This is a genomic window from Asaia sp. Ae19-3 (assembly GCF_059801175.1).
The window spans coordinates 33,605-59,816 of sequence record NZ_JBCHWF010000002.1 but is presented as its reverse complement, the minus strand read 5'-3'; the positions used below and the strand labels follow the sequence as shown (position 1 = coordinate 59,816).

General features: G+C 61.2%; 30 protein-coding genes. 28 read left to right on the top strand and 2 right to left on the bottom strand.

Annotated features, from left to right (window positions below):
* Window positions 1-346: 346 nt before the first annotated feature.
* The 23 genes from AAID99_RS14585 to AAID99_RS14475 all read left to right on the top strand — a co-directional run bounded on the left by AAID99_RS14585 (window position 347) and on the right by AAID99_RS14475 (window position 20,938).
* Window positions 347-5,410: a helicase-like domain-containing protein gene (locus tag AAID99_RS14585; RefSeq protein WP_498494412.1), complete on the top strand. Its 5,064-nt coding sequence runs from the start codon at window positions 347-349 to the stop codon at window positions 5,408-5,410.
* Between the two features lie 188 nt (window positions 5,411-5,598).
* On the top strand, window positions 5,599-5,985 hold the full coding sequence (locus AAID99_RS14580; RefSeq protein WP_498494411.1) for a DUF6876 family protein: 387 nt from the start codon (window positions 5,599-5,601) through the stop codon (window positions 5,983-5,985).
* A 12-nt stretch (window positions 5,986-5,997) separates the two neighbouring features.
* Window positions 5,998-6,639 (top strand): hypothetical protein, encoded by a 642-nt coding sequence (locus AAID99_RS14575; protein WP_498494410.1) that lies wholly within the window; start codon window positions 5,998-6,000, stop codon window positions 6,637-6,639.
* On the top strand, window positions 6,639-6,941 hold the full coding sequence (locus AAID99_RS14570) for a hypothetical protein (protein ID WP_498494409.1): 303 nt from the start codon (window positions 6,639-6,641) through the stop codon (window positions 6,939-6,941). The genes AAID99_RS14575 and AAID99_RS14570 overlap by 1 nt, the downstream gene beginning before the upstream one ends.
* A gap of 185 nt (window positions 6,942-7,126) precedes the next feature.
* Window positions 7,127-8,029, top strand: a complete 903-nt coding sequence (locus AAID99_RS14565; RefSeq protein ID WP_498494408.1) for an ArdC family protein — start codon at window positions 7,127-7,129, stop codon at window positions 8,027-8,029.
* A 52-nt stretch (window positions 8,030-8,081) separates the two neighbouring features.
* A complete protein-coding gene (locus AAID99_RS14560; protein ID WP_498494407.1) occupies window positions 8,082-8,498 on the top strand; it encodes a hypothetical protein in 417 nt (138 codons plus the stop codon).
* Window positions 8,495-9,007 carry a hypothetical protein gene (locus AAID99_RS14555; protein ID WP_498494405.1) on the top strand — a complete coding sequence of 171 codons (513 nt, stop codon included), beginning with the start codon at window positions 8,495-8,497 and terminating at the stop codon, window positions 9,005-9,007. The genes AAID99_RS14560 and AAID99_RS14555 overlap by 4 nt, the downstream gene beginning before the upstream one ends.
* A gap of 238 nt (window positions 9,008-9,245) precedes the next feature.
* Entirely contained in the window at window positions 9,246-10,934 is a 1,689-nt protein-coding gene (locus AAID99_RS14550) for a DNA cytosine methyltransferase (RefSeq protein WP_498494404.1), read from the top strand.
* Between the two features lie 239 nt (window positions 10,935-11,173).
* Complete coding sequence (locus AAID99_RS14545; RefSeq protein ID WP_498494402.1) at window positions 11,174-11,665, top strand: hypothetical protein; 492 nt, start codon at window positions 11,174-11,176, stop codon at window positions 11,663-11,665.
* A gap of 58 nt (window positions 11,666-11,723) precedes the next feature.
* The gene (locus tag AAID99_RS14540) at window positions 11,724-13,643 is read left to right on the top strand and encodes a ParB N-terminal domain-containing protein (RefSeq protein ID WP_498494400.1); all 1,920 of its coding nucleotides are present in this window, start codon (window positions 11,724-11,726) and stop codon (window positions 13,641-13,643) included.
* Window positions 13,644-13,874: 231 nt separating this feature from the next.
* Entirely contained in the window at window positions 13,875-14,459 is a 585-nt protein-coding gene (locus tag AAID99_RS14535) for a hypothetical protein (protein WP_498494399.1), read from the top strand.
* A complete protein-coding gene (locus tag AAID99_RS14530) occupies window positions 14,456-14,764 on the top strand; it encodes a hypothetical protein (RefSeq protein WP_498494397.1) in 309 nt (102 codons plus the stop codon). The genes AAID99_RS14535 and AAID99_RS14530 overlap by 4 nt, the downstream gene beginning before the upstream one ends.
* Window positions 14,765-15,093: 329 nt before the next feature.
* A complete protein-coding gene (ssb, locus tag AAID99_RS14525) occupies window positions 15,094-15,570 on the top strand; it encodes a single-stranded DNA-binding protein (protein WP_498494395.1) in 477 nt (158 codons plus the stop codon).
* Between the two features lie 168 nt (window positions 15,571-15,738).
* Entirely contained in the window at window positions 15,739-16,122 is a 384-nt protein-coding gene (locus tag AAID99_RS14520; protein WP_498494394.1) for a hypothetical protein, read from the top strand.
* Between the two features lie 9 nt (window positions 16,123-16,131).
* Window positions 16,132-16,641 carry a DUF3085 domain-containing protein gene (locus AAID99_RS14515; RefSeq protein ID WP_498494392.1) on the top strand — a complete coding sequence of 170 codons (510 nt, stop codon included), beginning with the start codon at window positions 16,132-16,134 and terminating at the stop codon, window positions 16,639-16,641.
* 142 nt (window positions 16,642-16,783) lie between these two features.
* Window positions 16,784-17,032 (top strand): hypothetical protein, encoded by a 249-nt coding sequence (locus tag AAID99_RS14510; protein WP_498494391.1) that lies wholly within the window; start codon window positions 16,784-16,786, stop codon window positions 17,030-17,032.
* A gap of 592 nt (window positions 17,033-17,624) precedes the next feature.
* Complete coding sequence (locus AAID99_RS14505; protein ID WP_498494390.1) at window positions 17,625-18,305, top strand: LPD29 domain-containing protein; 681 nt, start codon at window positions 17,625-17,627, stop codon at window positions 18,303-18,305.
* A gap of 58 nt (window positions 18,306-18,363) precedes the next feature.
* Window positions 18,364-18,990, top strand: coding sequence for a hypothetical protein (locus AAID99_RS14500; RefSeq protein ID WP_498494389.1), 627 nt, complete (start codon window positions 18,364-18,366; stop codon window positions 18,988-18,990).
* Between the two features lie 5 nt (window positions 18,991-18,995).
* Entirely contained in the window at window positions 18,996-19,397 is a 402-nt protein-coding gene (locus tag AAID99_RS14495) for a hypothetical protein (protein ID WP_498494388.1), read from the top strand.
* Entirely contained in the window at window positions 19,394-19,684 is a 291-nt protein-coding gene (locus tag AAID99_RS14490) for a DUF5983 family protein (RefSeq protein WP_498494387.1), read from the top strand. The genes AAID99_RS14495 and AAID99_RS14490 overlap by 4 nt, the downstream gene beginning before the upstream one ends.
* A gap of 2 nt (window positions 19,685-19,686) precedes the next feature.
* Complete coding sequence (locus tag AAID99_RS14485; protein WP_498494386.1) at window positions 19,687-20,280, top strand: hypothetical protein; 594 nt, start codon at window positions 19,687-19,689, stop codon at window positions 20,278-20,280.
* A gap of 294 nt (window positions 20,281-20,574) precedes the next feature.
* Window positions 20,575-20,748, top strand: coding sequence for a hypothetical protein (locus AAID99_RS14480; protein ID WP_498494384.1), 174 nt, complete (start codon window positions 20,575-20,577; stop codon window positions 20,746-20,748).
* A complete protein-coding gene (locus tag AAID99_RS14475) occupies window positions 20,702-20,938 on the top strand; it encodes a hypothetical protein (RefSeq protein ID WP_498494382.1) in 237 nt (78 codons plus the stop codon). The genes AAID99_RS14480 and AAID99_RS14475 overlap by 47 nt, the downstream gene beginning before the upstream one ends.
* A gap of 227 nt (window positions 20,939-21,165) precedes the next feature.
* On the opposite strand, the gene AAID99_RS14470 is transcribed toward AAID99_RS14475, so the two are convergent.
* Window positions 21,166-21,645, bottom strand: coding sequence for a hypothetical protein (locus AAID99_RS14470; RefSeq protein ID WP_498494380.1), 480 nt, complete (start codon window positions 21,643-21,645; stop codon window positions 21,166-21,168).
* Between the two features lie 62 nt (window positions 21,646-21,707).
* On the opposite strand from AAID99_RS14470, the gene AAID99_RS14465 reads away from it, so the two are divergent.
* Entirely contained in the window at window positions 21,708-22,571 is an 864-nt protein-coding gene (locus AAID99_RS14465; protein WP_498494378.1) for a DNA/RNA non-specific endonuclease, read from the top strand.
* On the opposite strand, the gene AAID99_RS14460 is transcribed toward AAID99_RS14465, so the two are convergent.
* The gene (locus AAID99_RS14460) at window positions 22,572-22,820 is read right to left on the bottom strand and encodes a WGR domain-containing protein (RefSeq protein WP_035439351.1); all 249 of its coding nucleotides are present in this window, start codon (window positions 22,818-22,820) and stop codon (window positions 22,572-22,574) included.
* Window positions 22,821-22,964: 144 nt separating this feature from the next.
* Here AAID99_RS14460 and AAID99_RS14455 point away from each other — a divergent pair, with 144 nt between their 5' ends.
* The 4 genes from AAID99_RS14455 (at window position 22,965) to AAID99_RS14440 (ending at window position 26,206) form a co-directional block, all read left to right on the top strand.
* Window positions 22,965-23,540 (top strand): hypothetical protein, encoded by a 576-nt coding sequence (locus AAID99_RS14455; RefSeq protein ID WP_498494375.1) that lies wholly within the window; start codon window positions 22,965-22,967, stop codon window positions 23,538-23,540.
* Window positions 23,506-24,255: a hypothetical protein gene (locus AAID99_RS14450; protein WP_498494373.1), complete on the top strand. Its 750-nt coding sequence runs from the start codon at window positions 23,506-23,508 to the stop codon at window positions 24,253-24,255. The genes AAID99_RS14455 and AAID99_RS14450 overlap by 35 nt, the downstream gene beginning before the upstream one ends.
* Before the next feature lie 569 nt (window positions 24,256-24,824).
* Entirely contained in the window at window positions 24,825-25,799 is a 975-nt protein-coding gene (locus AAID99_RS14445) for a DUF3991 domain-containing protein (RefSeq protein WP_498494371.1), read from the top strand.
* 137 nt (window positions 25,800-25,936) lie between these two features.
* Window positions 25,937-26,206: a hypothetical protein gene (locus AAID99_RS14440; protein WP_498494369.1), complete on the top strand. Its 270-nt coding sequence runs from the start codon at window positions 25,937-25,939 to the stop codon at window positions 26,204-26,206.
* Window positions 26,207-26,212: the final 6 nt, after the last annotated feature.

Genomic DNA, 26,212 nt, shown 5'->3' with positions numbered 1-26,212 from the left:
GTGAACCCCCGTCCTTCGACATGACCTGATGATCCAACTCGTCGTCTAGCGACGGCCTGGTGGTGAGAGGCTGAGTCCTACACGAGTAGAAAGGAGAGAGGCGGACCAGAACCCGCCGTCATGGCTAAGCCGTGGCGCCTCGCCATGCTCACGACCTGCGGTCGCTGCGCGTGGCTGCGGTGCCGGCGCGCGAGCGCACCGGGCTTAACCCTGCCGCCGGGTCCCGGTGCCGGAGATGGAGAAGGGAGAGAGAAAAGAAAATCTCGATCCCGGATCCTCTCCAATCACCGCATCCTCCCGCGTCAAAGAGCGCAGGTGAGGTCCGGTCCTGCACGGATGCCAGCCGATGTCGAACGCCGATTTCCAACTCAGCCTGTTTGGCGATACCGCCCTTGATGGCAATGCGAACCTATTCTGGGGTGAACTGGCTGGCGAAGAGGGCGATGCACCAGGCGCAGCGTTGCCTGCGGTCGAACCCCTCGTCATTCCTCAGACTGATTTCCGTCTCGCCGGTCTGCGTGGTCTGGCCCAAGGCTGGAAGGCGCGTGCGCGTGACAACATCGAGGCGATCAAGCTGGTCGCGACCCTCGAGCGCGAAGCCCGTAACGCGACGAGCGAAGAGCAGGCGCAGCTGAGCCGCTTCACCGGGTTCGGGGCAGGGGAGCTGGCGAATGCGCTCTTCCCACGCGCCGATGAAGCCTATCGCGCGGGCTGGGAAAAGCTGGGTGCCGATCTCGAAGCCTGCACCACCGAGGCAGAGCGTAGCGCCCTCGCACGCTCGACCCAGTATGCCCACTACACCCCTGAAACGATCGTCCATGCCATGTGGGACTTCATGATGGCGCGTGGCTTTGCGGGCGGGTCCGTGCTGGAGCCGGGGTGCGGGACAGGCCTGTTCGTCGCATCGCGCCCGGAGAAGCTCGAGGGGAAGATCGCCTTCACCGGCATCGAGATGGACCCGCTCACGGCGCGTATTGCCGCGAAGCTCTATCCGAAGCAGTGGATCCGCGCAGAGGACTTCACCCGTGCCAAGCTGAGCACAGGCTACGATCTGGCGATCGGCAACCCGCCATTCTCGAACCGCACTGTGAGCCAGGCCGAGCCGCGTGACCTCAAGGGACTGTCGCTCCATGACTGGTTCCTGGCCCGCTCGATCAATGCCCTGCGCCCCAATGGGGTCGCGGCCTTCGTGATCTCGCGCCACACGCTCGACAAGACCGATGCCCGTGCGCGCACGCTCATTCATGAGGAAGCCGAGTTCCTGGGGGCCGTGCGCCTGCCGGCCAGCACGATGCGCGCCGATGCCGGCACGGATGTGGTCGTGGATATCGTGTTCTTCCGCAAGCGCGAGATCGGCGAGATGCCGGGTGACGAGACCTGGCTGTCCTGCGTCGATATCGAAGGCACGAACATGGGGGATGGGGCTCTGCGCATCAATGCGTGGATGGAAGCGCACCCCGAGCAGGTCCTGGGCTTTCATGGCTGGGCCAGCACGGCCTTTGGCATGGACTACACCTGCGTTGCCCGCGACGGACAGGATCTGGCTGACGCACTCCCCGAAGCCCTCGGCCGCATTGCGCCTGCACTGCGTTTCCCGCCCGTGGCCGATAGCCGCATCGTCCGCCCTGCAAAGGAGACGCGCGAAGAGGGCGGCGACCTGCGTGAAGGCAGCTACTTCATGGAAGGTGGCATCCTGCACCAGATCGTCGGCGGGCAGGGGAGGGTGGTCGCCATTCGCAAGGGCGAGCAGAAGGAGGGCATCTTCCAGAAGCACGCGCGTATCATCGAGGCGATGATCCCCGTGCGCGATGCGACCCGCGCCGTGCTGCGGGCACAGTTCGAGAACAAGCCGTTTGCCGGTCTGCAGGCGAGCCTCAAGCGTGCCTGGCTGAACTTCACGCGCCAGTTCGGCCCGATCAACCACACGAAGACGACAACCCGCGTCGACGCCGTGACCGGCGCCGAGAGCGAGACCCAGCGTCGCCCGAACCTGCAGACCTTTCTCGACGATCCCGATGTCTGGCTCGTGTCCTCGATCGAGCGTTATGACGAGGAGACCGACACGGCCGAGCCGGGGCCGCTCTTTACCGATCGCGTCATTCAGGCGCCGTCCGAACCCGAGATCCATTCCGTCCATGACGCCCTGGCCGTGTGCCTGCACGAGGCCGGACGCGTCGAGCTGCCGATCGTGGCCGAGTTGATGGGGCAGAGCGAAGAAGCCGTGACGGCCGAGCTGGGCAGCAGCATCTTCCTCGAGCCAAGCCGCTCGAGCAATGGCCGCCCGGTATGGGTGACGTCTGACGAGTATCTTTCCGGTGCCGTGCGCACCAAGCTCGCCGAGGCACGCGAAGCCGCTGCGCGCGATGCACGCTACGCGCGCAACGTCTCAGCCCTCGAGGCCGTGCAGCCCGAGGATCTGCGTCCGAGCGATATTACCGCCCGTCTGGGTGCGCCGTGGGTTCCTGTCGAGGTCGTGACGGCTTTCGTGTCCGAGGTGATCGGGGTGGAAGCCCGGATCTACCACACCGCTGCCGTGGCCTGCTGGTCGATCGACAAGGGTGCCTTTGCCGGTCGCGCCGAGGCGACCTCGGTCTGGGGGACCGAGCGCCGTCATGCCGGAGAGCTGCTCGAGGACGCCCTCACACAGGCAAGCCCGAAGATCTTCGACACCTATAAGGAGGACGGGGTCGAAAAGCGCGTGCTCAACGCCAAGGAGACCGAGGCCGCCAAGGAGAAGCTCCGGGCGATCCGCAATGCGTTCCAGGACTGGGTCTGGCAGGATAGCGAGCGCGCCGACCGCCTCGTACGCCTGTATAACGAGACCTATAACAATCTCGTCCCGCGCCTCTTCGATGGAAGCCACCTGCGTCTGCCGGGTGCCAGCTCGGCCATCATGCTGCGCGACCACCAGAAGCGCGTCATCTGGCGCATCATCGCCTCGGGGCGCACCTACATGGCGCATGCCGTGGGTGCCGGAAAGACCTTCTCCATGTGCGCGGCCGTGATGGAGCAAAAGCGCCTCGGTCTCATCTCCAAGGCGATGATCGTCGTGCCGGGGCACTGCCTGGCGCAAATGGCTCGCGAGTTCCTGATGCTCTACCCGACCGCGAATATCATGGTCGCCGACGAAACGAACTTCGTGAAGGCCAAGCGCCAGAGTTTCATCGCGCGTGCTGCGACGGGGAACTGGGACGCCATCATCATCACGCATGATGCCTTCAAGTTTATCCCGGTCGAGAGCAGTTTCGAGCGCGAGATGATCGAGGACCAGATCGCGTCCTACGAGGCCATCCTCGATAATGTCGATGCTAATGATCGCCTCTCGCGCAAGCGCATCGAGCGTATGAAGGAGGGGATGCAGGAGCGTCTCGAGAGCCTGCAGGGCAGCAAGGACGATCTGGTGCATCTCGGTGAGATCGGCATCGATCAGATCATGGTCGACGAGGCCCAACAGTTCCGCAAGCTCTCTTTCGCGACGAACCAGTCCGACCTGAAGGGCGTGGACCCGAATGGTAGCCAGCGTGCCTGGGATCTGTTCGTGAAAACTCGCTATCTCGCCCGTAGCAATTCCGGTCGCGAGCTTATCCTCGCATCGGGCTCACCGATCACGAACACGATTGGAGAGTTGTTCACTGTCCAGCGCTTCATGGCACTCGAGGATCTACGCGCACGCGATCTCCACGAGTTCGACGCCTGGGCCGCGAATTTCGGCGAGACCCGCACCGAGCTCGAGCTGCAGCCGAGCGGGCTCTACAAGCCCGTCACGCGTTTCACCGAGTTCGTCAACGTCGCTGATCTTATGGCCATGTATCGCCATTTCGCCGATGTGGTCCAACAAGACGATCTGCGCCGCTACGTCAAACTGCCCGCGATCAAGGGCGGACACCGTGCGATCGTCGTCACGCCCGCCAATGACGACTTCAGGGCCTATCAGCGTACGCTTGCGTACCGGATCAAGGCGATCGAGGAGCGGGAAGGCAAGCCCCAGAAGGGCGACGATATTCTGCTCTCGGTCATCAATGATGCCCGACATGCCGCTATCGACCCACGTCTTGTGGGCTGGGGCGCTAAAGAGTCCAGCAAGCTCGACGATCTGATCGCTCGCGTCCATCGGATCTGGGTCGAGACGAGCGAGAACATCTATCGCGATCTGCAGACAGGGGAGACCGCGCCGCTTTCAGGCGCCGTGCAGATGATCTTTTCCGATCTCGGCACGGAAGCCGCGTTCGAGAAACGCGGGTTCTCGGCCTATCTGCACATCCGCGACGAGCTGATCCGTCTCGGCGTACCCGCCGATCAAATCGCGTTCATGCAGCATTACAAGAAGGCTGCGGCAAAGCTTCGCCTGTTTGGCGATCTGAACGCAGGGCGCAAGCGCATCCTGATTGGCAGCACCGCCACCATGGGCACGGGCGTCAACGCCCAGGCCCGTCTGAAGGCTCTGCACCATCTCGATGTGCCCTGGCTCGTTTCTGACATCATCCAGCGCGAGGGCCGTATCGAGCGACAAGGCAACCAGCATGCCGAAATCGAGATCTACGCCTATGCGCAGGAAGGCTCGGTCGATGCGACCAACTGGCAGCTTCTCGAGCGCAAACTGCGCTTCATCGCGCTCGCCATGTCAGGCGATCGCTCGATCCGTCGGATCGAGGATATCAACGATGAGGGCAACCAGTTCGCTATGGCCAAGGCGCTCGCCTCTGGCGATATGCGCCTGATGCAAAAAGCCGGGCTGGAAGCCGATCTTGCGCGTCTCGAGCGTCTCGCAGCCGCGCATTACGATGACCAGTTCGCTGTCCGTCGTTCGATCCAGACTGGCGAGCGTGAGCTGGCGTCGCTCGAGCGTCGGATCCCAGCCCTGGAGGCCGATCTCGCGCAGCGTGTGGAGACGCGCGGCGAGGTCTTTTCCTTCGAGGGGTCGCGGGGCGTTCTGGCCGAGCGCGAGAAAGCCGGGGCGTGGCTTTTGTCCCAGGCGCGCAGGGTGGAGAAGAACCGCGAGGAAGGCTCGTGGCGTCTCGGTCGCATCGGTGGTTTCGAGATCCTGCTCGAAGCAGCACAGACGCGGTTTCTGGATGATGGAACGCCGAAGATCGAGGCAGGCCTTGCGATCGCGTTCACGTCCAGCCCGTCCGAAGTGTCGTTCGATCGCGATACCAAGCCGCTTGGCCTGATTTCGAAAATCGAGCACCGGCTCGGCCGCATCGAGACAGAGCTGATGGAAACCCGCAAGGCGCGTGACGAGATCACCGCCCGCCTGCCGGCTTACCGCGCGCGGCTTGGCACGCCGTTCCGCGACCAGGCTGCGCTCGATGAGAAGAAGCGCGCTCTTGCAGATCTCGAGGCCGATCTTGCCTCGGACGCGGACGCCAATGCTGCATCGGAAGTGGGTGAAACCCCGATAGCCGCCTGAGGGAAGGAGAGGGGGTAGCTGACGGGATCGGCCCGCATCAATCGGTGGGTCCTCCCCATGCTCGCAAGCTGCGCGTGGGTCCGGTCCCGGCGCTCGCGCGCCGCGACTGACCCGGTCCGACCCGCCAGCTACCGGAAGGGTCAAGCGCAGAGAATATCAAGGTGCGCGAGACAACCCCGGAGATCTCCATGACGATTAACCTTACCAAAGCCAACCTCGCGCAGTTCTACGGCGCCGAGCAACATCATCGGTATACATTCGGCCTGGTTCTCTCAGACGGCGCTGCATTTCTGGTCAAAAACGGGGCAGGCTGGCTTGTCGATGTGATCGCGTCTGCACGCCTCGATCCGGAAGTTCGGCGAGAGCCATTCGAAGCATGGTCTTTGCAGGTCGATCTCAAGACAAGCACTGCCGTCGTCACATGCACGGACGGAGGCAAGGACGGGCGGGAGCCGGTAACACTCTTTGCCCAGGACATTCCTTACACGGACTTCCCCCTGGAGAGCCTCGAACTCTATGTCAGAATTGACGAGGACCTTGGGGCCAAGGTCGTCATGCTGACCTCTGAATACTGAGGGAGGCCGGCTATGTCTTATCGCATCGTCTATGATCAGGTGGCTGTGAAATTCACGGCCGCCCAGCTCGCCATTTCTTGCCCGACCGAGCATGGGAGGGATGACTATTTCATGCTCTTCGAACTGGGGGGCGATAACAATATGTATGACTGCGATACCGGCGCGCGTTCCCGTTCCTGGGATCTGATTGGCGCGGATTGCGAGTGGGTCGTCATGCGCAAGGTCGTCGAATACGCGGCCTCTTGTGAAGGTGGCGGGATGCGCTTTTCCAATGCCCACAGCACGCAGGCAGAGGCCTATATCCGCAAGAACCGCTCAACCCTCGCGCGTGCCCTGACACCGGATGGCTTCGGCGAGACCGGCATCGGAGTTTCCGCGTCGATCAGGTTGACACGGTCGAAGCTCCAATCGTGGCAGCGGGAGCGTCTCGGAAGGCTTGAGGCGTTGATGACGCCGCAGGGAGATAGTGATTACGCCTTGTGGGAGCTGAGCCCCTTGCGAGATCCGCTGCATGCTGCGCTGTTCTTCGCGTTCCACACGCTCGATGAACGCCCCATATACAACAAGGCGACGGTTCACGGACCGTCGAAGGGGAGGGAGCCCGTGCTCAAGCTGGTCTCGCCAAATGCCTTCGCCGCCAGGGAGGCCGCGTAATGCCCCAATACACCGTCAAGATCGGCTTCTGGCTCCGAGCCTATGACAGTGTGGAGATAGCGGCCGATAGTCCCGACGAAATCATCGAACGGGCCAAGGCTGCCGCACGCGAGATGATGCAACGGACCGGTACGCCGGAACATATCGAAGTCACCGACCGTCGCGAGGGAATTATCTGTTGGATCGACCAAAGTGGCTTTCCTGCCGGCGTTGATACGGTGGCAGAAGATGTCGAGTTCGATGACGATCGCATCCACCCGGAACCGGCAAAGGCGCCCGCCGAGGTGGTCGCAACAGAATGAGGGAGGAGAGGGGAGGTAGCTGACGGGATCGGTCCGCATCAAGCGGTGGGTCCTCCCCATGCTCGCAGGCTGCGCGTGGGTCCGGTCCCGGCGCTTACGCGCCGCGCCTGACCCGGCCCGACCCGCCAACTACCGGAGAGGTCAAGCTCAGAGAAAGAGCACACACCAAATCCGGAGCCTCTCCCATGACCGACCGTACCCGCGCCGACCTTCACCAGGAAACGACCGACCGCATCATCGCTGAACTCGAAAAAGGCTATGCGCCTTGGGTTCAGCCGTGGACCAACACCATGACGTCAGGGTCCTTGCCGCGTAATGCGACGACGGAAAGCCGCTATAGCGGGATCAACGTCATCCTGCTCTGGATCGCCGGGCAAACAGGCGGTTTTAGCGCACAGCGTTGGCTGACCTACAGGCAGGCTGAAAAGCTGGGCGCAAATGTCCGCAAAGGCGAGAAAGGCACGAGAGTCTTCTATGCCAATCGCTTTGTGCCCAAGAGCCAGGCCGAGCGCGACGATCCAAAGACGATCGCGTTTCTCAAGCGCTACACTGTTTTCAACATCGAGCAATGCGAGGGCTTGCCTGAAAGCGCATGCGAGCTTCCGGCTCATACGCGACTGGCCGAGCGTTACGAGGCTGCCGAGGCCGTGATTGCTGCCACCAAAGCCCATATCCGCTTTGGCGGAAACAAGGCTTTCTACTCGCCCGTTCTGGACTACATCGCTCTCCCGCAGCGTGAGGCCTTCACCGAGCAGTCCGCTTTTCTCAACACCGCCTTTCATGAACTTGCCCATTGGTCGGGAGCAGAACATCGCCTCGCTCGCGATCTGTCGAACCGCTTCGGAACCCATGGCTATGGAGCCGAGGAACTGGTTGCGGAGATGACGGCGGCTTTCGTGATGGCCGAGCTGGGTATCGCGCCGCGCTCGGATCACGCCAGCTATATCGGGTCCTGGCTCGCCCTCATGAAGGACGACAAGCGCGCGGTCTTCACCGCAGCCCGTCTGGCCACAGAGGCCGCCAACTTCATCCTGCCTGCAGAAGAGGCTGCAATGCAGCCAGAGGACGCTGAACTCGTCGCTGCCTGATTTCTCGGCGCCTGCACAGCAGGCGTCCACATCCCTGACATAGGAGCGCACCATGCTGCGACAGTATTACACCTCGCCCTTTCAGGGCGGGGATAACCCTTTGCGCGTCGGCACAATTGCCGCCGGCACGATCTTTCGCATTCCCCGTAGCCTCCGCAATGCTCAGGCCCGCACAGATGTAAGCGCGTCTGAACCCTATATTCTCGAGAGCTTCCTCAACGGGACCTATGCGGCAGCCTGCCGCAACCCGGTAACGGGTCACTGGGAAGATCGTACGATCTCCGGTCGCTCCGATCTGGCCGTTCTGCGATCGCTCACATCTGGCACACGCATGACCTGCTCGGTCAGCTGGCTGCGCGCGCTCGAGGACGCAGGTGCTGCGCCCGATAGCCGGTATCCCTCCTTGCCTGATGTGGCACGCTATCACGGCGCATGGCGCCGTGAGCCGCGGGTTTGCATCGCCGCATGAGCGCGGAACTCAAATGCGCCACGCTGCGCAATCCGCCTCTGGCGTCTCACGCATTTGTTGCGACGTCGTTTGAGACCGCCGAAGACAAGGCGCGCATGGGCGATATGCTTCTCTCGTTCATCGCGCGCGGCATGCCGCGCAGTGCATGGAACAAGCGCCTCTATCGGCGCCTGTCCAATATGTTCGGGTTCATCGCCGATTATGACATCAGCGGTTTCTGGGAAGAGCAACTCTCCACCACCCAGGCGCGAATTGCGTTCCTCGAACAGATCGAGGCTTACCCTTGCTGGGGCCAGCCGACCCATACCTGGTCCGATGTCGAGCGCGAGATCCAGAACCGGCTGCGCGCTGCGCGTCTCGCCGACGCTTATCGCAGTGAACTACGCCGCGAAAAGGAGCGCACCGAGCGCGCGATGCTCGCGGCGCTTAGCGCGAAATACAAACATCTTGCCCCCGCCGGGGCGCCGATGATGCCGAGCGCAGACCCGGTGCAACTGGGTCTCTTCTGACGATTGCCAAGGTGGCAGCCCGACTGCCCCTGCCCAATGCCGCATCGGGTGAAAGAGATCCCGATAGCCGCTTGGAACAGAGAGAGAGGGGTTAGCCGACAGGCCCGGTCCGCCTCAATCGGTGGGTCCTCCCCATGCTCGCAAGCTGCGCGTGGGTCCGGTCCCGGCGCTTGTGCGCCGCGACTGACCCGGACCGCCCCTGACGACTAGCCGGGAAGTCGTAAAGGGAGAAGAAATCATGCCAGACCTGACGACGCATCACGTTATCACACACGCACATCTGTTCTGCGGCCTCGGCGGGGGAGCAAAGGGCTTCAACGCAGCCAAGGCCCGACGCGGCGCCCTGACAGCGTCATTCGAATGTCTCGGCGGGATCGATGTGGATCCTGCAGCAATCCGCGACTTTGAACGCCTGTCAGGTGTCAAGGGCACCGTCCTAGACCTGTTCGATCGTGGTCAGTATCGGGATTTCCATGGCGCAGACCCTGCGCCCGACTGGTCCGAAGCAACCACGGCCGACATTCATCGCGCGTTCAATAACCGCAAGCCGCACATCCTTTTCCTGTCTGCACCCTGCAAGGGATTTTCCGGTCTCTTGTCAGAAACCATGAGCCGGACAGGGCGGTATCAGGCGCTCAACCGCCTGACGCTTCGCGGTATATGGCTTGCTCTGGAAGCGTACAAAGAGGATCCGGTCGAATTCATTCTCTTCGAAAATGTGCCGCGCATCGCGACCCGTGGCAGGCACCTGCTCGATCAGATCGTGGCGCTTCTTGGGAGCTATGGGTACGCTGTCGCCGAGACGACGCATGACTGCGGCGCGTTGGGCGGGCTGTCGCAATCGCGCAAGCGTTTTCTCCTCGTCGCGCGGCATGCCGCCAAGGTGCGGCCGTTCCTCTGGGAACCACCCAAACGCGCAATCGGCGGCGTGGGCGATGTACTGGGGCGTATGCGCCTGCCGGGCGATCCACTCGCAGGACCGATGCACCGCGTGCCTCGTCTCCAGTGGCAGACCTGGGCCAGACTTGCTTTTGTCGAAGCTGGAAAGGACTGGCGTTCCTTACAACGGCTTGCTGTGGAAAACGGCGTTCTGCGCGACTACCTTCTGGTATCGGAACAGAACTGGCGTGGTGGCCCTCTCGGCGTTGTCCCCTGGAGTGATGCAGTTGGCGTGGTCGCAGGACGCTCGAATGCGACGAATGGACGGTTCAATGTAGCCGACCCTCGGATCGATGGTCACGAGCGCTCAGTCCAGCACGGTATCCGGCGCTGGGACGAGCCAGCTCCCGTCGTCACGGGAAAAATGCTTGTTGGAGGCGGTCCGCATGCAGTCGCAGACCCGCGCGACCTCGCCGGATCCGCACTGGCGAATGAATACAGGATCGTCCCCTGGACAGGGGATGAAGGTATGCTCGGCGAGCCGGGAGGTTCGGGACAGCGCATCGCCGATCCGCGACCGAACCTGTCGCGCGAAAAGGGAGATCCCTACCTCACCGCGGGCCATTATGGGGTGGTTTCATGGGATGACGCGACCGGCGCCGTGAGCGCCGCTGCTGGCCATGATAACGGCCGCTGGGCTGTGGCTGATCCCCGTCAGGCGCTGCCCTGCGCGACCGAGAAGCTCGTTGCGGTTATCCGCGCCCTCGACGGTACCTGGCATCGCCCCTTCACGACAGCCGAGCTGGCGGCACTGCAGTCGCTCTACGATCCTGAGGAGCAGGCCGAGCTTGACGGTCTGAATGACTCTGCCTGGCGTGAGCGGATCGGCAATGCAGTCCCGCCCGATGCGGCGCGCGCGATTGCGGAAACCATGGGTCGAACACTGCTGGCCGCATGGAATGGCGAGACATTCATGCTCGGTGTCGAACCCATCTGGGTGCGTCCGATCGCGGTCGCCGCAAGCGTCGATGTGCCCCTCCCAGCGTGAGCCGTTGACCCGCCCTTCCGAGGTTCTCGGACGGGGAAAGGCGACGAACGGAAAAAGGATAGAGGGGGTAGGTGACGGGATCGGTCCGCATCAAGCGGTGGGTCCTCCCCATGCTCGCAAGCTGCGCGTGGGTCCGGTCCCGGCGCTAACGCGCCGCGCCTGACCCGGCCCGACCCGCCACCTACCGGAATGGTCAAGCGCAGAGATTAGAGCGCGAGACACAAGCCGGAGACAGGACAATGTCCGAACAGATCGCACCCCAGATGGAACGTCCTTCAGTGATTGGGCCTGATTACATGGAGCAGTTGAAACGCCGCCAGGCACTACGTCAGGAGGCGCTGCAACAGAACCTCGAGCTTATCTGGGATGCGATGAAGGCCGGTGCGGGTACGCGACTGAGAGTGAACTATGACTGCCAGGACGGCGGGATCGATGCTCCCACGGTCAGCTTCGAAGGGACATCTGAAGGCGAGCCCTCTCCTGAAGCAATCCGCCTGCCCGAAGCCGTCGATGCCATGGGTCTTCCGGCTCAGATCGCGCTGATTTTTCCTGACACACTGAGCGATGTTGCCTGGCTTTGCGTCCAGATCGTTCTTTTTCGGTCCAAGCCAGAATGGAACGACGGGGCAGGCGGCTACGGCGAAGCGGTCTTCGACCTTGCCACATGCGATCTATCCATCTCGCACACCCAGCGCATCGTCGAGCACGAAGCCTACCTCTTCAGCGCCTGACGCCCCCAAAACCTACGAATGAAACCGCTCCTGCGCGTGGCGCAGGAGATGAGGAGACATGACCATGACCAATGCGACACCCGAACTGCGCCTTGTCGATCCCAGGACACTCGTGGCCAACGACACGAACCCGCGCCGCTCACCAGCCTCCGAAGAGGATGACCGCCGCCTTGCACTCAACATCCAGATTGCCGGTCTCATTCACCCGCCTTTAGTCCGTGAGCAGGAAGATGGTTCGCTGAAAATCATCGCCGGCTCACGACGCGTTCGTGCGTGCATCAAGGCCAAACTCACGGAGATCCCGGTTCACGTCACTGAGGCAGACGAGAAACTCGATGCGCTCATCGCCGGGTCAGAGAATATGATCCGGCAGGCCATGAGCGAACCCGATCAATGGGCGTTCGTGGTCAGGCTGCGCAAAGAAAAAGGGCTGAGCGACGCCCAGATTCGCAAGGCAATGATGATTACGCCGACCGACTTGAAACAGCTCGAACTGTTGTCTCGTCTGCACCCCCCCATTCTAGACGCTATTGCGCTTGGTTACGGACCCGAGGGTAAAGCTCGCGCAGCCATTGCGAAATCGCCGATCGAGGAACAGGAGGCCGCGTGGTTTGAAATGTGGTCCGACCATGTTCAGGACGGCTCTGACCCTGTCCAGTATCGTTTGACGCCAAAGGAAGCACAGAGCTTCGAGTGGATCGAGCTGGCACACGCCCTCTCCCATAACGAATTTTACGCGCGCGATTCCCGTTTTGGCGACGATCTGGCAAAGGAGCATGGGATCGTCTGGGAAGAAGATCTTTTTGCGCCCGCCGACCAGGATAGCCGCTATACACGGGACGCTTTGGCATTTTCCGCTGCGCAGTCCGCGTGGATTGATAGCATTCTCGGCGAGGACAAGATCCGGATCGAGTGTAGTGAGTACGGTTATCCCCTTTTCCCGGATGGATTCGGGAAGAGTCATTACGATGATACGACAGAAGGACAGGCTTACGCGCTGGATCCTCGCACGCTCCTGGTGAAGGAGTGGAACTTCCGGCGATATGAGGTCGCCGCACCGTCCTCGTCGTCAGGGACATATGCGCCTGCTCCCGTCGCCAAAAAGGAGCGTGCCGATATCTCGGGCACCGGCAACACGATGATCGGCGAGATCCGCACACGGGCGCTGGACGAGGCGCTCGATGCTCAGGTTGCCGATGTCGATCCCTGGGATCTGGTCGGCGCTCTCCTGCTCGCTTTGTCGAACAGCAATATCCGCGTTGATGGCGATCGCTCCAGAGATTGTGCCTATGCGAACAACGCCAGAACCCGGGCACGCAGCGCCCTCTTTCCTGAAGGTGTGCTCGTTCGCGATCCCGATCTGCTCCGCCAGCATGCGATCACAGTGCTGAAATCGATCTCGAATTGCGAGATCAGCATGCACTCCGGCAGCGGCCTTTCGGCTCAGCTGCTGGGCGTTCACTTCAATGCCGATGCGCATATGCCGAGCCTCGCTTTTGAGGAGTTCCTCAAGACCTACTCCAAGTCCGGTATCACCAAAGCCGTCCAGGCACTCGGTCTTGAGGAACAGGCAACTGGCAAGCTCATGCGAGCCAGCCTGATTAATCACGTGGGGCAGGGTCATTGGGTGCCGCCCGAGGCCGGGTTCGCGCAGGCCGTGGCCGTCTGGCGCGCTCAGGCCGCCGAAGAGGCCAGACGCCTCGCTCGGTGGAATGACACCGACACGGATGACACGGATGCCGAAGATGAGGACCCGGGCGAGGACGTCACAGGCGACGACGCAGATGCGGTTGCCCCGGAGATGATACCGCCCAGCGACCCCGTCGAGGACGAAGCCGCCTCGATCGAGATCACCCCGGACAGGAAGACTGCCGATCCAACCCTCGCTGCCCTGTCGACCCGCTTGCGGGACAGCTTCGCGTCCACCCCTGCGGGGCGGAAGCATTTCGATGACCACGTGGAAATCATCTGCGTCTGACCCTCGAGCGCATTGGCCCTCCCTTGCGCAGGGCCAATGCAGATCGCGCCTCTCTTGAGGAGGAGGGCGGGTTCTGCGGGATAGGCAAGTTCAGAAAACCCGAGGCAAAGGCGGGCCACAGCCGCCCGGCCGCATCAAGGGCGCAAGGCCCTTGACCCGGCCCGGCGTCTGCGGCGGCCGCGAAGAGAAAGCCGAAGAAAGGGTTCTCGGCCGGTTTCAAGGAATTTCCTCATGCGTCCCGACTTCTCATGGTCCGAGACTGTTTTGCTCATTCCGATTTGTCGCGGCATGCCGTCGCAATGCCAGCCCGAACTCGAGGTGCATTCTGTCGAGCAGATCGTGGTCGCTGTGCCAATCTATCCGTGGACGATGACAGATCGCGCACGGACCGATCTGAATGAAGCCGTCATCAACCTTGTGACGAGCGAACGTGAACGATGCGCCGACCCCGGTTTGCACTGTGAGTGGACACGCGCGCTCGAGGCCACAATCACCACTTGCTATCCCGGCTCGCCTGCCGCAGTGGCAGACCCTCTTGCCTTGGAATCGAAATGCAATGCCCTGCCATGGCAACTTGCAGATGATCCTGCGACCTATGGTGCGCAGGCAGGCCATTGGATCGTTGTGGATGGATCTCTCGATCAGGAGATCGACGAGGACATCTATCCGACCGAGGCCGAGGCACAGGAGGCAGCAGACAGGATCAACGCAGCAGATCCTTTGACCGAACAATATCACCACTGGTTCGTGCTTCACTTGCCCGAAAGCTGGGATATCACCGCACTTGTGTCCAAAATTGCGCAGGAGGCGGCGTGATGGGCAATCGCAGCCACAATATTTTCACGGCAATCGGTAGCGCCGCCGATATCGAGCGCCTGCGCGCGCAATTCATGGTCGAGGAGGCGCCAGCCGTTGCGGCTGGCGGTCTGTGGGAACTGCACTTTGACCAGCTCGGCCTTGATGACGGCCCCACCTATCTTCTGGGTGATCGTATCAGCAACGAATTTCCGGGCCTCGCATTGTCTTGCCAATACCACCCCGAAGGGTCGAACTGGGCGTTGCAAGGCGTCGCAGAGTGGCATGCAGGTAAGCGTTGGCGCGAGATCATGGTGCCGACCTAAGCGTTGCGTCGCGCCGTCTCGAATGAATGCATAGGACGCCGCACACAGGAGAGAGAGGAGAAGGGGGAAACCAGAACGGCGCAGCCGGCGCAATCGGTGGGTCGGCATCGCGTCCTCGCCATGCTCGCAAGCTGCGCGTGGCTGCGGGTCGATGCCGATCCCGGCGCAAGAGCGCCGCGATTGCCCCGGCTGCGCCGTCCCGGTTCCCGGGAGGCATCAAGAGAGAAGAATGGATACCCGATCGGGTGCCTGTGGCCATCAAGCCCGGCAGCCTGAGCGCCATGTGGCCGGGACATCGCTCTCTTCATGCAACGAATGGAGATCCCCTCATGTCAGGCAGCGTCAACAAGGTCATTCTCGTAGGCAATCTCGGTCGCGACCCGGAAGTCCGCAACGCCCAGTCTGGCGCGAAGATCGTCAATCTGACGGTTGCCACGGGCGAAAGCTGGAACGACCGTAATTCGGGCGAGCGCAAGGAGCGCACCGAGTGGCATCGCGTGGTGATCTTCAACGAACGCCTTGCTGATGTCGCCGAACGCTTCCTGCGCAAGGGCCGCAAGGTCTATCTCGAAGGCCAGCTTCAGACGCGCAAATGGACTGATCAGTCCGGCCAGGAGCGCTACACCACAGAGATCGTTCTCGATCGCTTCCGTGGCGAGCTCACCCTGCTCGATAACGCGCAGAGCTACAGCGACGAGAGCCGCTTTGGCCTTGATGATCGTCCCTCCCGTAACGCGCCGCCGCGTCAGCCGCAAGAGACCGGCAATTCCGGTTCAGATCTGGACGACGAGATCCCGTTCGCCTGAACCCGAAGGGCAGGGGCACCCAACACGCGTGCCCCGCCAATAAAGCAGAGAGGGCTACGGGACGTCGCTTTTCGCATCAAGGGAAGGCTGCGCCCGACGCTAGCGCGTCGCCCTTGACCCGAAAACCGACGCCCCGTCGCGCGGGAGGCAATCAAGAGGAGATTGTCGATGACCTACGATCTGTTTTCCAGAAAAAATCCGACTTTCCGCACACCGGTTCGCTGGTCCTGCACGTCCGAAAGCGTCACGTGCCGCCGTTGCCATCACGAATGGGATGACGGTGATCCGGCCTATCGCTTCGCCTGTCCCGACTGCAACGCCACGCCCGGAAATCCCTGCCAGCGCAGCACGGGCGGCAATGAGCGCGTCTGCCCCGGCCGCGATCGCGTAGCCCAGGCCGCAAAGCTCCTCGGTCCCTGCGAAGGTCTGAGCTGGGACGGTCGTCACGACAAGCCGCTGCCACTGAGAGCCAGCCGCACCAACCCCGCATGGCAGCTGGTCCGAACAGGATCGCCTGCAACACGCGTCTTCAGTGACCGCTATCCTTCCTGAGGAAATACCATGAAACTGCACTTCAACCGCGAACAGACACTTCGGCTTCTCGAGCATAGCCGTAGCGCAACATCACGTTTGCCTAATGGCGAGCAGCTCTTTGATCCTCAGTTTCTCAAAGCTGGAGCACCCACTCGTGCGTACGCCAGGCCCGAGGATATCGATGGGAGCAAAATTCCAGCAGGGCTCTGGCTGGTCGGTAGTCACGGTATTTATCTCATGTCGAATGCTCCCAACCATCCAAAGGACCTCGAAACAGGGGAAAACGCCGCAATCTACGCCGTTGAATGTGATCCGAAGGCGGACACTGACAATTGGTGGTTCGTGAAGAGATCAGCATTCGGTGGAGATGACGGATGCGAGTTCCTTGACGCATCCTTGATTCAGGCTGCGTGTGACGTCACCGCGCCAGATCCATTTGTCTGGCTCGAGGTTACACCCAAAGGTATCAGCGTCCCCGTGCTTCAACCCACGTCTCCCAAGCCCAAAAGAGCGAGCCGGAAGAAGAAAGGGGGCTGACACAAACGCCAGTCCGCCGCCAGGGCGTCGCCATGCTCGCAAGCTGCGCGTGGCTCCGTGAACGGCGTGAGCGCCGCCCCGGCCCCGGCCAGTCGTTCGCGTCAGCGGGAGTACATCCAGCAGAAATATAAGGAGATGCAGGATGAGCTTCGAATCTCTCGCCGATCGCGAATACGCCCTTGAGGCAGGACGGGCGCGCACCGACTGTGCATGGGTGCTCAGCAACCGTGATGTCTGGTACCCCAACCCTTTTTATGTCGGATTGCGCGTTCCCCATCCGGAAGACGACAGCGCTCATGACTATGTCAGCGAGCACGGTATCGATGCATGGCGCGATCTTACGGCCCCTAAAACAGTACCGCCGCTCGAGGAGTGGGAGATCCCATTTTGACGCGACCGAACATTTGGGCCGCCTGACGAGCCGGGCATGGGCGAAACGATCCAGAGGGCATACCTCTGCACCGTCGCGGCCCCATATCTCGTAGCCGGGTCAGATGCCGCGGGGCCGCGGTGTCGCGCCCATTGTCAGAGGAGAGTCCCCCGTGATCGTTTTGATTGTGGTGGACAGGAAATGGCTCTCGAAATCTCTTCGTAAAACGAAGAAAGCCCTTCAGGCGGTTACAGCCGCTCTGAAGAGCCTTTTCGAGTAGTATTTCCGCACCGATCGAGGAGCTATCTTTTCCCGAGGTACCCCTCGATCACCTCCGATGATGGTCAATCCGGATACGATTTTCAAGGGCGATGTCTCCGCGCAGAGGCATCGCCCTTTTCTTTGCCCTCTTCACACCCACCCTCCCTCATCACGGCGCAACCCGCGAGACAATGAGGAGAGAGGGGCTGACACAAACGCCAGTCCGCCGCCAGGGCGTCGCCATGCTCGCAAGCTGCGCGTGGCTCCGTGAACGGCGCAAGCGCCGCCCTGGCCCCGGCCAGTCGTTCGCGTCAGCGGGAGGGCATCCAGCACAAAATAAAGGAGACGCAGGATGTCAGATACAGCACATACTCTCGAAGTGGGCACGATGGTTTCAACAGGCCTCTACGGGCGGGGAATTGGCTACATCACAGCCATTCATGGCGAGCAGAAGCCGGAGACGGTCAGGCGAGTCCTCAACATGTTCGCGACTGGCGGTCAGGCCGAGTTTGATATCGTCTTCGAATCCGGGGGGCGCTCCAGGAAACTCCCTGAATGCATTTTGCGTGGCGTACAATGGAAAATCTTTCCGAGAGAAACAGGTTTTGCTGACGCCTCGAAGCTTGCCGCCCTCGAGGAAGCTGCAGATGCCTATACTGCGGCAAGGGAAGCAGAAAAGCGCGAGAAAGAGGCGGCGTTCGCACGTGCGGTTGAAGCCCTGAAAGCCGACCCGGCTTACGCCGATCTGGAACAGGGTGACGCTCGCGACGGCACACTCGCCGCGAAAAACATCCGCAAACTGCTCAAGGCTGCGTTCAAGACAACGAAATTCAGCGTTCGCAAGTCGGATCACGGCAGCATTTACGTTCGCTGGAGCGACGGTCCGTCCGAAGAGCAGGTGTCTGAGATCACCGGCCGCTTCAAGACCGGCACATTTGACCATCACAGCGACTGCGCCAGGCAGGAAGACACGCCATGGAGCAAGTCGTTCGGCGGTGCCGAATATGTCTTCACCTACCGCGCCGAAGCCTGATCCTTTCCATTCCCTCAAGCCGCCGCAAGGCGGCTTTTTTGTCTTCAGGAGACTCACAATGACCCGTTTCCAGTTGGTCGCGTCCCCCGCCGCACGCATCGAGAAAGCCAATGAGTATGCGATCGAGCCCACACCGGGGATTTTTGCAGACCTCTCCCATGAGGCAGACGCCACGAACGCGGCCTCCCTTGCGAGTGCGATGAACAATTTCGGCCAGCTGATACGACAGCGTTCGCGCGAACTGTCCTTTCTCGTTTGCGCCGAGATCGTTCCAGGCGCGCGCAAGCCGCGCTGGTACGCCAAATGCGCTCGAGACGGCGGGCTGCGCGAGGAGGCGTTCCTGTTCACAATCACGCTCGATGCAACGATCGAGGACGGGACGCCCCCCGTGCGTATGTGGGGGGCAGAAACGGCTCCATTCCAGCTCAGCGATCGCGCTCCTGTCTGGACAGATGCCGAGCCCGACGAGTTCACGCCTCATGCTCACGGGCATCTCGGCTATTATGGCTGGCTGCGGATGATCAATGCCCGTGTTCAGCTTTATACAAACTCGCACTGCTCCCTGTTCGACAGAACCGACACGTCAATCATGACCAGGCGATACAAGGACCGTCACCACCCCTTCGCCGTGGCGGCCGAGCTTGTGAGCGCTGGTTACTGCATCCCGCATAGCGGGATGGAGTAAGGGCCATGCCTCGCTTCGATGTAAAAATCGTCGAACGCCTCATCATGATGGATGAGGCGACCCTCTCGATAGAGGCCTGTAATGCAGAAACGGCAGCACGCATCGTGCTGTCGGGTGTTTCTGACGATACCAATGGCGGCGTTCGTACCGTCATCCTGCCTGATGGAACGACAGCTTCCCTCGACCCCGATGCGGTCGAGGATACGGATATCCTTGCCGAGGTCCGCGCATCCGGCAGCGAAGACCTGATCCTGACCTGCGGTGCCTCGGATTTCCTTCGGACGGATCGCGACATGCGCCGGGATCTGGATGGTATCCTTGCGCGCGCAATTTTGGACACACGGCACCCCGAAAGCCATGACGCAGCCCGACGCTTGCGCCTCTGGCTGAAGGAGCATGACGCATGAGCGTTCGTAAGTTCCTCGATCTCAGCACGGGGCATCTCTCGCCGCGCGACCGCGAACAGCTGACTGGATTGCTGACCGAACAACCGCCCTATGCATCAAGCAGCTCGATGACGGGTGAAAGGGGATGGCTGATCTACGTATCGACCGACCCGGATCCTGCGCATTGGAACGAGATCCCAGCGCTCGTCGCAATCCTTGCTCGGGCCCGCGAGCTGGACTGCGATTACGTCCTGCTCGATGCGGATGGCCCGTTCGATGAAACCCTACAATTATTTGACGAGGACTGATTATGGTGACCGACTACTACAGAAATTTTTCCACGCTCTTGCCGCTCCGTAACGCTAGTGCTGTCGCGGCCGCCCTCGTGTTGCTTGAAGACCTGCGGACGCAGGGTCCGGACGCACCCTTTGCAGCGGACTTCCTCGGCTTCGAAGCTGAAGCAAACGAGCCTCCTGATAATGAATTGCAGCATCTGTGGATTCACCATGACGAAAGCGGGTCGGTCGATGACGTCCTGAAATTCGTGTCCGCCTGTTGCGCGCAGAAGCTCACCTTGCCGGTTCGCTGGAGCCTGACTTGGGCCGAAATTTGTAGCAAGCCCTGCATCGATGCGTTTAGCGGCGGCGCGATCGTGCTCGATCTCGCGACGGGTGAGACAGTCGCCTCGCTCAGCCTCACAGACTGGGCGTATCAGATCAAGCACCGCACCCATCAGGTGTTCGATGTCGATCGCGAGGCTGCCGCTCAGGCGCATGACTGCGTCATGAAGAAGCACCATGACGAAGCCTCGCCAGAGACACCCGCCGTACCCGCCATTTTCTCCGCTCTCGCAGCGGTATCGCTTGGGCAAACCGTCACGATCAGTGGCGTCGGCCCCGATTGATCCTCCCCAATGCCGTCCGCCCCGAAAGGCCAGTGGACCGCTGGGGAGGTGCTGAAGAAAACGAAAGAAGAGGAGAGGGACCGCTCTCATGGCGCGCACAGCCCTACAAGGGGTTGTCGCTCCGCTCCCGACGCGCCGTGCCGGCGCATCGCCCTTTCCGGGCTGCACGCGCCATGAGCTGCGGATCGGGTCAAGAGGAGAAAAGACAGACAGTCAGCTCCGTCCTGACCACCCAGGCGGTCCATGAGATGTGGCTCGCCAGGTGTTCCGATCCATCCCGAAAAGGAACCCGTCATGACGAAAGAAACCAATCAGGCCCTGATCGCCAACACGCGCGAACTCGCCGCCATGTTCCTCTATGTCACGGCTTTCGTGATGCTGGTCCTGACCGTCACATGCGGCCCGAGCCTCTTGGCCGGAGATGATACCAGGCCTGTTCACCACACCACGCTTCTTGCGCGTCGCTGATCCGACAATGGCGGATGCAACCCCCCACTGCCTGATTTCGGTCATCGAGGAGGCGCTCGGCTACGAAGCCGAGGCCTTCAGAGAGGATCATCCCGTAGAGGGCGCCGACCTCGTCGAGTGGTTCGCCCAGTGGCGCTTGCGCGCCCAGGCGGCTCTCGCCGCCGCAATCGGGAATAAGACTTCACTCTGAAATGCCGTGCCATACGGTGAAAGGATCTCGCCATGCGGACCGCTCTTCATACCGCCAAAGGTTATGCCCCATCCGCCGACATGCAAGCCGCAGCACATTGCGCGTATTTCGGAAATCCCCGTCGAACCCTGGCGGAAGCTGCCTTCCTCAGGGACGCCTCTGAAGAGGACGCCCTTCTCGCATCACGTAGCGCCAGCTGGCGCCGTGAAGCCACTTGTGCCCAGCGTTCAGCCCGACGCCTTCTTCTGGAAGGTGAGGATTGATGCGCTCGGACGCACATCCTCTTCATCCAGGCAAAGCGTCTCCCAGGCCGCGATCAATCGTTTGCATGTCTGCCAGGCACGATAGCAGGCGCTGAATGCGGCCCGGTGATCCTGCGGATCTCCGGTCTGCTCAGCACGCCATCTCAGATCATGCATACGCGTGATGCTTCCCTGCATGGTGACGCGAGCGGGAGCAAACCAGATTTCGCGTTTACTCGCCGCCTCGCCTGCATTGGCGGGCAAGACGATCTGGCGGCGCATCTTCATGCCGATAGCGATGCCCTGCTCACCCAAGGCATTCAGATCCGGTGCCGACAGGCCGTAGCGCAGGCACTCATCGGCCATGCTGTTATCTGCGGGGAGTTGCGCCAGCAGATGATCGAAGGTGGGCGCAACGCAACGTTCGGCCGGAAACCGAAGAAGTCTTGCACTTGCCTGAGTCATGGGTTCTCCTTGCATGAGGAAAGATAAGCGCCGCTCCGGGAATAAAGTAAAGGGATTTCAATATGTTGCGCGATTTTCTCCATGCTTGCACAGTCTTCGCGACCTTGGCCCTGCCCCTGACCAGGGCTCATGCCCAGACCCAGCCCTGCGATGATCTTTCTGTTGGCCACACGCCGCCGGCATTGCTTGCTCAGTCAGTCCAGCCAAATACAGCGATCGTCTGTCGCAGGGTCTATATTGCGATGCAGTCACTGGACGCGCGCGTTCCTCTGTGGTCGGCCGAGCACCTCACAGACGAGGCGCTCGATAGTGCGGAGAGCCTTGGACGCGTCACGAAATTCTTCCATCCGGAAGCAGGGTTGCCTTATGGCCGGCGTGCAGAACTTGCGGATTACCGCGGCTCTGGCCTCGATCGCGGCCATCTCACCCCAAGCGGTTCAGCGCCTGATCAGCTCTCCCAGGAGGAGACCTTCTCTCTCGCCAATGTCGTGCCCGAAACACCGGCCCTGAACGAAGGGGTCTGGACCGGGATCGAGATGGCAGTCGCCGACTGGGCGCACAGGGTCGGCGAGCTCTACGTCGTGACCGGTCCCGTGCTTCAGGCAAATGGGCCGACGATCGGCTGGGACCGTATTCCGGTCCCCGTTGCGATCTGGAAGGCGGTCTATGATCCCGTTCACGAGCGGGGCGGCGCGTGGCTGTGCCGCAATGACGACGCGCCTGTCTGCGAGACGCTGAGCTTCGCGGCGCTCGAACAACGGATTGGTGTTGACCCGTTCCCGAGCCTGTCCCTGCAGAGTCACAATGCTGATCCCATGCTTCCTCAGCCGGAAATCAGCCCTTACACCCCACGCTCACGATCGACCGGTGCAGAGCGACGCGCCCTCATCGACCCGATGCTGCGCGGCTTCTCCCGGCGCTTCTGATCAGCTGCCGATAAGCGCGTATCCACGCTTCTTTCGGTACCGGATCATGCGCGTCAGCGCATTCGCGGCCTCTCCCTCATCCTGATAGAGATCGACGCGCGTGCTGCCTGCCGTGCCGATACGGCCCCATTGCCGCAGCAATGTCGCGCCGCCGAACAGATCGCGGTGGATGCTCAGTCGATAATACCGCCACTCATTCCTGTCCGGTCTGATACGGCGTAATAGCGCCTCGACCGGGAAGAGGGACATCTGCTGTCCCACCCCGCTGTCAGCTTTGCGCGATCTGCGTCGGGAAATAGCCATCTCCCGATGCTGCCACAAAACTTCCCCCCATTTCCATCACGACCTCGCGTGTCGGCCGCGCAGCAGCGCGACCGCGACAGGAGAAAACGCATGCCCTCTTCCTGCCTCACAGCCGTCAGGCTCAAGCTCCTATGCTCCGGGTATCAAAGCGCTCTGCCGATCGAACTCTTCACCGCGCCGAATGCGCCTGACCTTGTGGCCGTGTCCATTGCTCATGACGACACGATCGGCGATCTGCGCGAACGGTTGGGTAACGAGATCCTCCTGCGCATCGACTGGGATCTCTGGGCGGATCGTGGTGATTCCACCAATGCCCGTGTCAATGAGGTGCTCGGCCTGTTGGAAGCGCCCATTGCCTCCGTTTTTCCAGGCGACTTCGCCGATATCGCCGATCCGTCGGCACCACCACCTCCCGTCGAGCCCTATCTGGAATCTGCTCCTGATGGGTCAGGCGTCTTCCATGTCGCTGATAATATCAGCGGCGACATGCTCGCCGGTCCTTTCGCAACCAAGGAAGAGGCGAAACAGGCCCTCGACGCTCTCCTCGTGATCCATCCCAGTCCGGAATGGTTCAGGCGCTGGTATTGTCTCGAACTGGAATACGGACAGCACAGCGTGCAGGATACGCAAGGTGCTGGTCGCTCTCTTCTCATGGCCCCGGGTTGAGGCCATGATGCGCCGCTCGAACGGGGGCTATATCAGCCCCGTCGCAGAGGCGCCCGTTATGAATGACGATGTCTACCGCGCAGCTTATGCAGCGACTGATAAACTCTATGCAGAGTTGGCCCCGCTGATGCACGGGCAGGATTACGGGTACGAGATCCTGTACGGACCTCCGGTTCCAGCCGCGTCATTGTTCATCCTCGGTTATCAACCGGGATGCACAGAAGCTGACAAGACCATGCCCGAGGTCTTAAAGCGCCCGGACAAGCCTCGGGATCAGCTCGCCTACGCCTACGAAAACTGGCGCCTCGCCAAGGCACTTCGCGAAATATGGCCCGCGGAGCTCATGACCTCCATGGCGGGCGGTAATATCAATTTCTTCCGCGCCGTCTCAGTCGCCTCCTGGCGGACGATCCCGCTCTCCCTCCGACGACGGATGCAAGCCCATTCGCTCCAGGCGATGCAGAAAATGGTTACGGCCGACCCGCCTGAGCGCTTCCTTGTTATCGGCCACGATACGCTGAAGAAAATACCGGGCCATCAGCCAGGCAAGGTGCTCCTTCGATCCAGTCATCCTACCCGACCCTATCGTCTGGTTCAGGAGGCAATGCTTTGGGGAAGGCCAGCTCTTGCGGTTACGCATCTCAGTGGTGCTCAGCTCAGCGCCGAGGATCGGCGACAGATAGAAATCCGGACGCGAGACTGGGCAGGCATCTGACCGGTCTCGCTCTCTATCATCCTGTCCCACCCAAACTCGCATAGTCGGGCGTCTCCCCTTCGGGGCCACGTGACACGGGCTCCGCCCCAAGCCCCTGCGGGTCTTGGCCATTCGGCGTATCCCGTTGACGCGTCCATCAGGGCGATGCCGAGACCAAGCCAATCACAATACGCCATGCCATAGGCCTCGATAGCGTCAAGACAGCTTCCACCCCATCTTCCTCCGCTCCCGTTGGTCGCTTCGTGCAGACGGGTCCCCTGAGAACCCATCTTGACCCCATCTCCGTCCACAGCGGTCCTGAAAGTGTCGGCACGAAAGGCGTCGCTGCGCTATCCTTTCGACCCTTTGCCTCCGGCACAGGTCGAACGAAAGGCTGTTGCTTTTCTTTATTGAACGAAAACGGTTCTGCGAAGTATCCCAAAGTATCCGACCGGCGCGATATTGCATGTTTATTGTGTAATATTGCGCTTTCTTGTTGTATCTCTCAGACACTATGATAGTATCTGTTTGTAGGAAATGGCTGATCTCACAATGGATCGGCCTCATGTATTCGATAGGGAGTAATGGCCATGGAACGTTTCAAACTATCTGAGGCTGATCGCGACACCATTACTTCCGGCGTGTCCTGTGCGCTTCTGTTGGAGCGTTATGGTTTCGCCCTCGACAAGAAAGAGAGTACGCGCAATTCGCTGAAATACCGTCGTGGTAAGGGCGAGACATACATCGTGTCCCATCAGGGCAAAGGCTGGTGGGATACTGGTTCCCAGGCCAAGGGGAACGTCTTCGATCTCGTCAAGCATTTCGATCCCACTCTCCGGTGGCGGGATGTTTGCAACGACCTGGGCAAGATGGTCGGTGTCGCGCCCGCTTCGACCCCGTGGGTGAACGCACAGAAGGCCTCATCCGATTATCCGCCTCCCGCCGAGCGCTGGGCCAAGGCCAGGCCGCTGCGTAAGGGAACCACGGCTTGGCAGTATCTGACAGAAACACGCTGCCTGCCGGAGTGGCTGCTGCGAAAGGCTTCGGCTAACGGATCGATCCGTGACGGTTTTAAAGCAGCCTGGTTCAGCTACCGCAACGCTCAGGGGGCGATCACGGGCGTCGAGCGGCGTGGGCCTGAGACGCGCCTGCAGCTGAAGGATAGCGTCAAGACGCTCTTCCGCTTCCAGCTCAGGCCGAACACGCCTGTGCGTCGTCTGGTCGTGACTGAAGCGCCGATCGATGCGCTCTCCTTTGCCGCCATGGATGTCGAGCGTGGAAACGATACGCTTTACGTAGCGACTGGTGGCGGCATGGGACCGGAAACCATCACTGCTTTGCAGGATCTTCTCGATGTTATGCGCCATAATCCAAATGCGCTGCTGGTCGTGGCGACAGATCGTGATGTCCCAGGCCATAGATACGCAGACATGCTTTACGATCTCGCTGATGAGAATGGGGTGGATAGCATGCGGCTCTATCCCCCGGGCGGCGCCAATGATTTCAACCAGGCGCTGCAGGTCAGCAAGACAGAAAACGGTGCATCCGCTGCGGTGGCAGCATGAGCGGGCGGCATCGAACCTCTGGTAACGGCGATAGATCACAGCCTGAGGGTTGCGAGACTTCCGCAGACGTACTCACGCAGATCGCGCAAGCTGAGACCTGCTATCGTGCGTTCCTGGTGAGCGGGCGTGCTGCACAGATGCTGCAAGCGGCCCCCGGTCTGGGTACCAGCATACCTCTCCTCTTCATCGAGTGTGATGGCATGGCCAACAGCGCGACCGGGCTCGCCGTAAGAGGTGATCTCGATCCTATTATGCCCGAACTGGGCTTCGATCTGGACGGGCGGTTCACCCTTTTTTCAACCGACCACAGCGACGCTGGTGAGTTCATCACCGTGAATGGCTGGGTCGGCACAACCGAAATTCTGGCCCTTCGACAGGGCGCCTCCTTCAAAATCCCTGCAGAGTGAGAACTC

Excerpts from the sequence above, each read along its gene's own strand:
- AAID99_RS14585 (WP_498494412.1), top strand. The coding sequence starts at position 347 with ATGTCGAACGCCGATTTCCAACTCAGCCTGTTTGGCGATACCGCCCTT.
- AAID99_RS14580 (WP_498494411.1), top strand. The coding sequence starts at position 5,599 with ATGACGATTAACCTTACCAAAGCCAACCTCGCGCAGTTCTACGGCGCC.
- AAID99_RS14575 (WP_498494410.1), top strand. The coding sequence starts at position 5,998 with ATGTCTTATCGCATCGTCTATGATCAGGTGGCTGTGAAATTCACGGCC.
- AAID99_RS14570 (WP_498494409.1), top strand. The coding sequence starts at position 6,639 with ATGCCCCAATACACCGTCAAGATCGGCTTCTGGCTCCGAGCCTATGAC.
- AAID99_RS14565 (WP_498494408.1), top strand. The coding sequence starts at position 7,127 with ATGACCGACCGTACCCGCGCCGACCTTCACCAGGAAACGACCGACCGC.
- AAID99_RS14560 (WP_498494407.1), top strand. The coding sequence starts at position 8,082 with ATGCTGCGACAGTATTACACCTCGCCCTTTCAGGGCGGGGATAACCCT.
- AAID99_RS14555 (WP_498494405.1), top strand. The coding sequence starts at position 8,495 with ATGAGCGCGGAACTCAAATGCGCCACGCTGCGCAATCCGCCTCTGGCG.
- AAID99_RS14550 (WP_498494404.1), top strand. The coding sequence starts at position 9,246 with ATGCCAGACCTGACGACGCATCACGTTATCACACACGCACATCTGTTC.
- AAID99_RS14545 (WP_498494402.1), top strand. The coding sequence starts at position 11,174 with ATGTCCGAACAGATCGCACCCCAGATGGAACGTCCTTCAGTGATTGGG.
- AAID99_RS14540 (WP_498494400.1), top strand. The coding sequence starts at position 11,724 with ATGACCATGACCAATGCGACACCCGAACTGCGCCTTGTCGATCCCAGG.
- AAID99_RS14535 (WP_498494399.1), top strand. The coding sequence starts at position 13,875 with ATGCGTCCCGACTTCTCATGGTCCGAGACTGTTTTGCTCATTCCGATT.
- ssb (WP_498494395.1), top strand. The coding sequence starts at position 15,094 with ATGTCAGGCAGCGTCAACAAGGTCATTCTCGTAGGCAATCTCGGTCGC.
- AAID99_RS14520 (WP_498494394.1), top strand. The coding sequence starts at position 15,739 with ATGACCTACGATCTGTTTTCCAGAAAAAATCCGACTTTCCGCACACCG.
- AAID99_RS14515 (WP_498494392.1), top strand. The coding sequence starts at position 16,132 with ATGAAACTGCACTTCAACCGCGAACAGACACTTCGGCTTCTCGAGCAT.
- AAID99_RS14510 (WP_498494391.1), top strand. The coding sequence starts at position 16,784 with ATGAGCTTCGAATCTCTCGCCGATCGCGAATACGCCCTTGAGGCAGGA.
- AAID99_RS14505 (WP_498494390.1), top strand. The coding sequence starts at position 17,625 with ATGTCAGATACAGCACATACTCTCGAAGTGGGCACGATGGTTTCAACA.
- AAID99_RS14500 (WP_498494389.1), top strand. The coding sequence starts at position 18,364 with ATGACCCGTTTCCAGTTGGTCGCGTCCCCCGCCGCACGCATCGAGAAA.
- AAID99_RS14495 (WP_498494388.1), top strand. The coding sequence starts at position 18,996 with ATGCCTCGCTTCGATGTAAAAATCGTCGAACGCCTCATCATGATGGAT.
- AAID99_RS14490 (WP_498494387.1), top strand. The coding sequence starts at position 19,394 with ATGAGCGTTCGTAAGTTCCTCGATCTCAGCACGGGGCATCTCTCGCCG.
- AAID99_RS14485 (WP_498494386.1), top strand. The coding sequence starts at position 19,687 with ATGGTGACCGACTACTACAGAAATTTTTCCACGCTCTTGCCGCTCCGT.
- AAID99_RS14480 (WP_498494384.1), top strand. The coding sequence starts at position 20,575 with ATGACGAAAGAAACCAATCAGGCCCTGATCGCCAACACGCGCGAACTC.
- AAID99_RS14475 (WP_498494382.1), top strand. The coding sequence starts at position 20,702 with ATGATACCAGGCCTGTTCACCACACCACGCTTCTTGCGCGTCGCTGAT.
- AAID99_RS14470 (WP_498494380.1), bottom strand. The coding sequence starts at position 21,645 with ATGACTCAGGCAAGTGCAAGACTTCTTCGGTTTCCGGCCGAACGTTGC.
- AAID99_RS14465 (WP_498494378.1), top strand. The coding sequence starts at position 21,708 with ATGTTGCGCGATTTTCTCCATGCTTGCACAGTCTTCGCGACCTTGGCC.
- AAID99_RS14460 (WP_035439351.1), bottom strand. The coding sequence starts at position 22,820 with ATGTCCCTCTTCCCGGTCGAGGCGCTATTACGCCGTATCAGACCGGAC.
- AAID99_RS14455 (WP_498494375.1), top strand. The coding sequence starts at position 22,965 with ATGCCCTCTTCCTGCCTCACAGCCGTCAGGCTCAAGCTCCTATGCTCC.
- AAID99_RS14445 (WP_498494371.1), top strand. The coding sequence starts at position 24,825 with ATGGAACGTTTCAAACTATCTGAGGCTGATCGCGACACCATTACTTCC.
- AAID99_RS14440 (WP_498494369.1), top strand. The coding sequence starts at position 25,937 with ATGCTGCAAGCGGCCCCCGGTCTGGGTACCAGCATACCTCTCCTCTTC.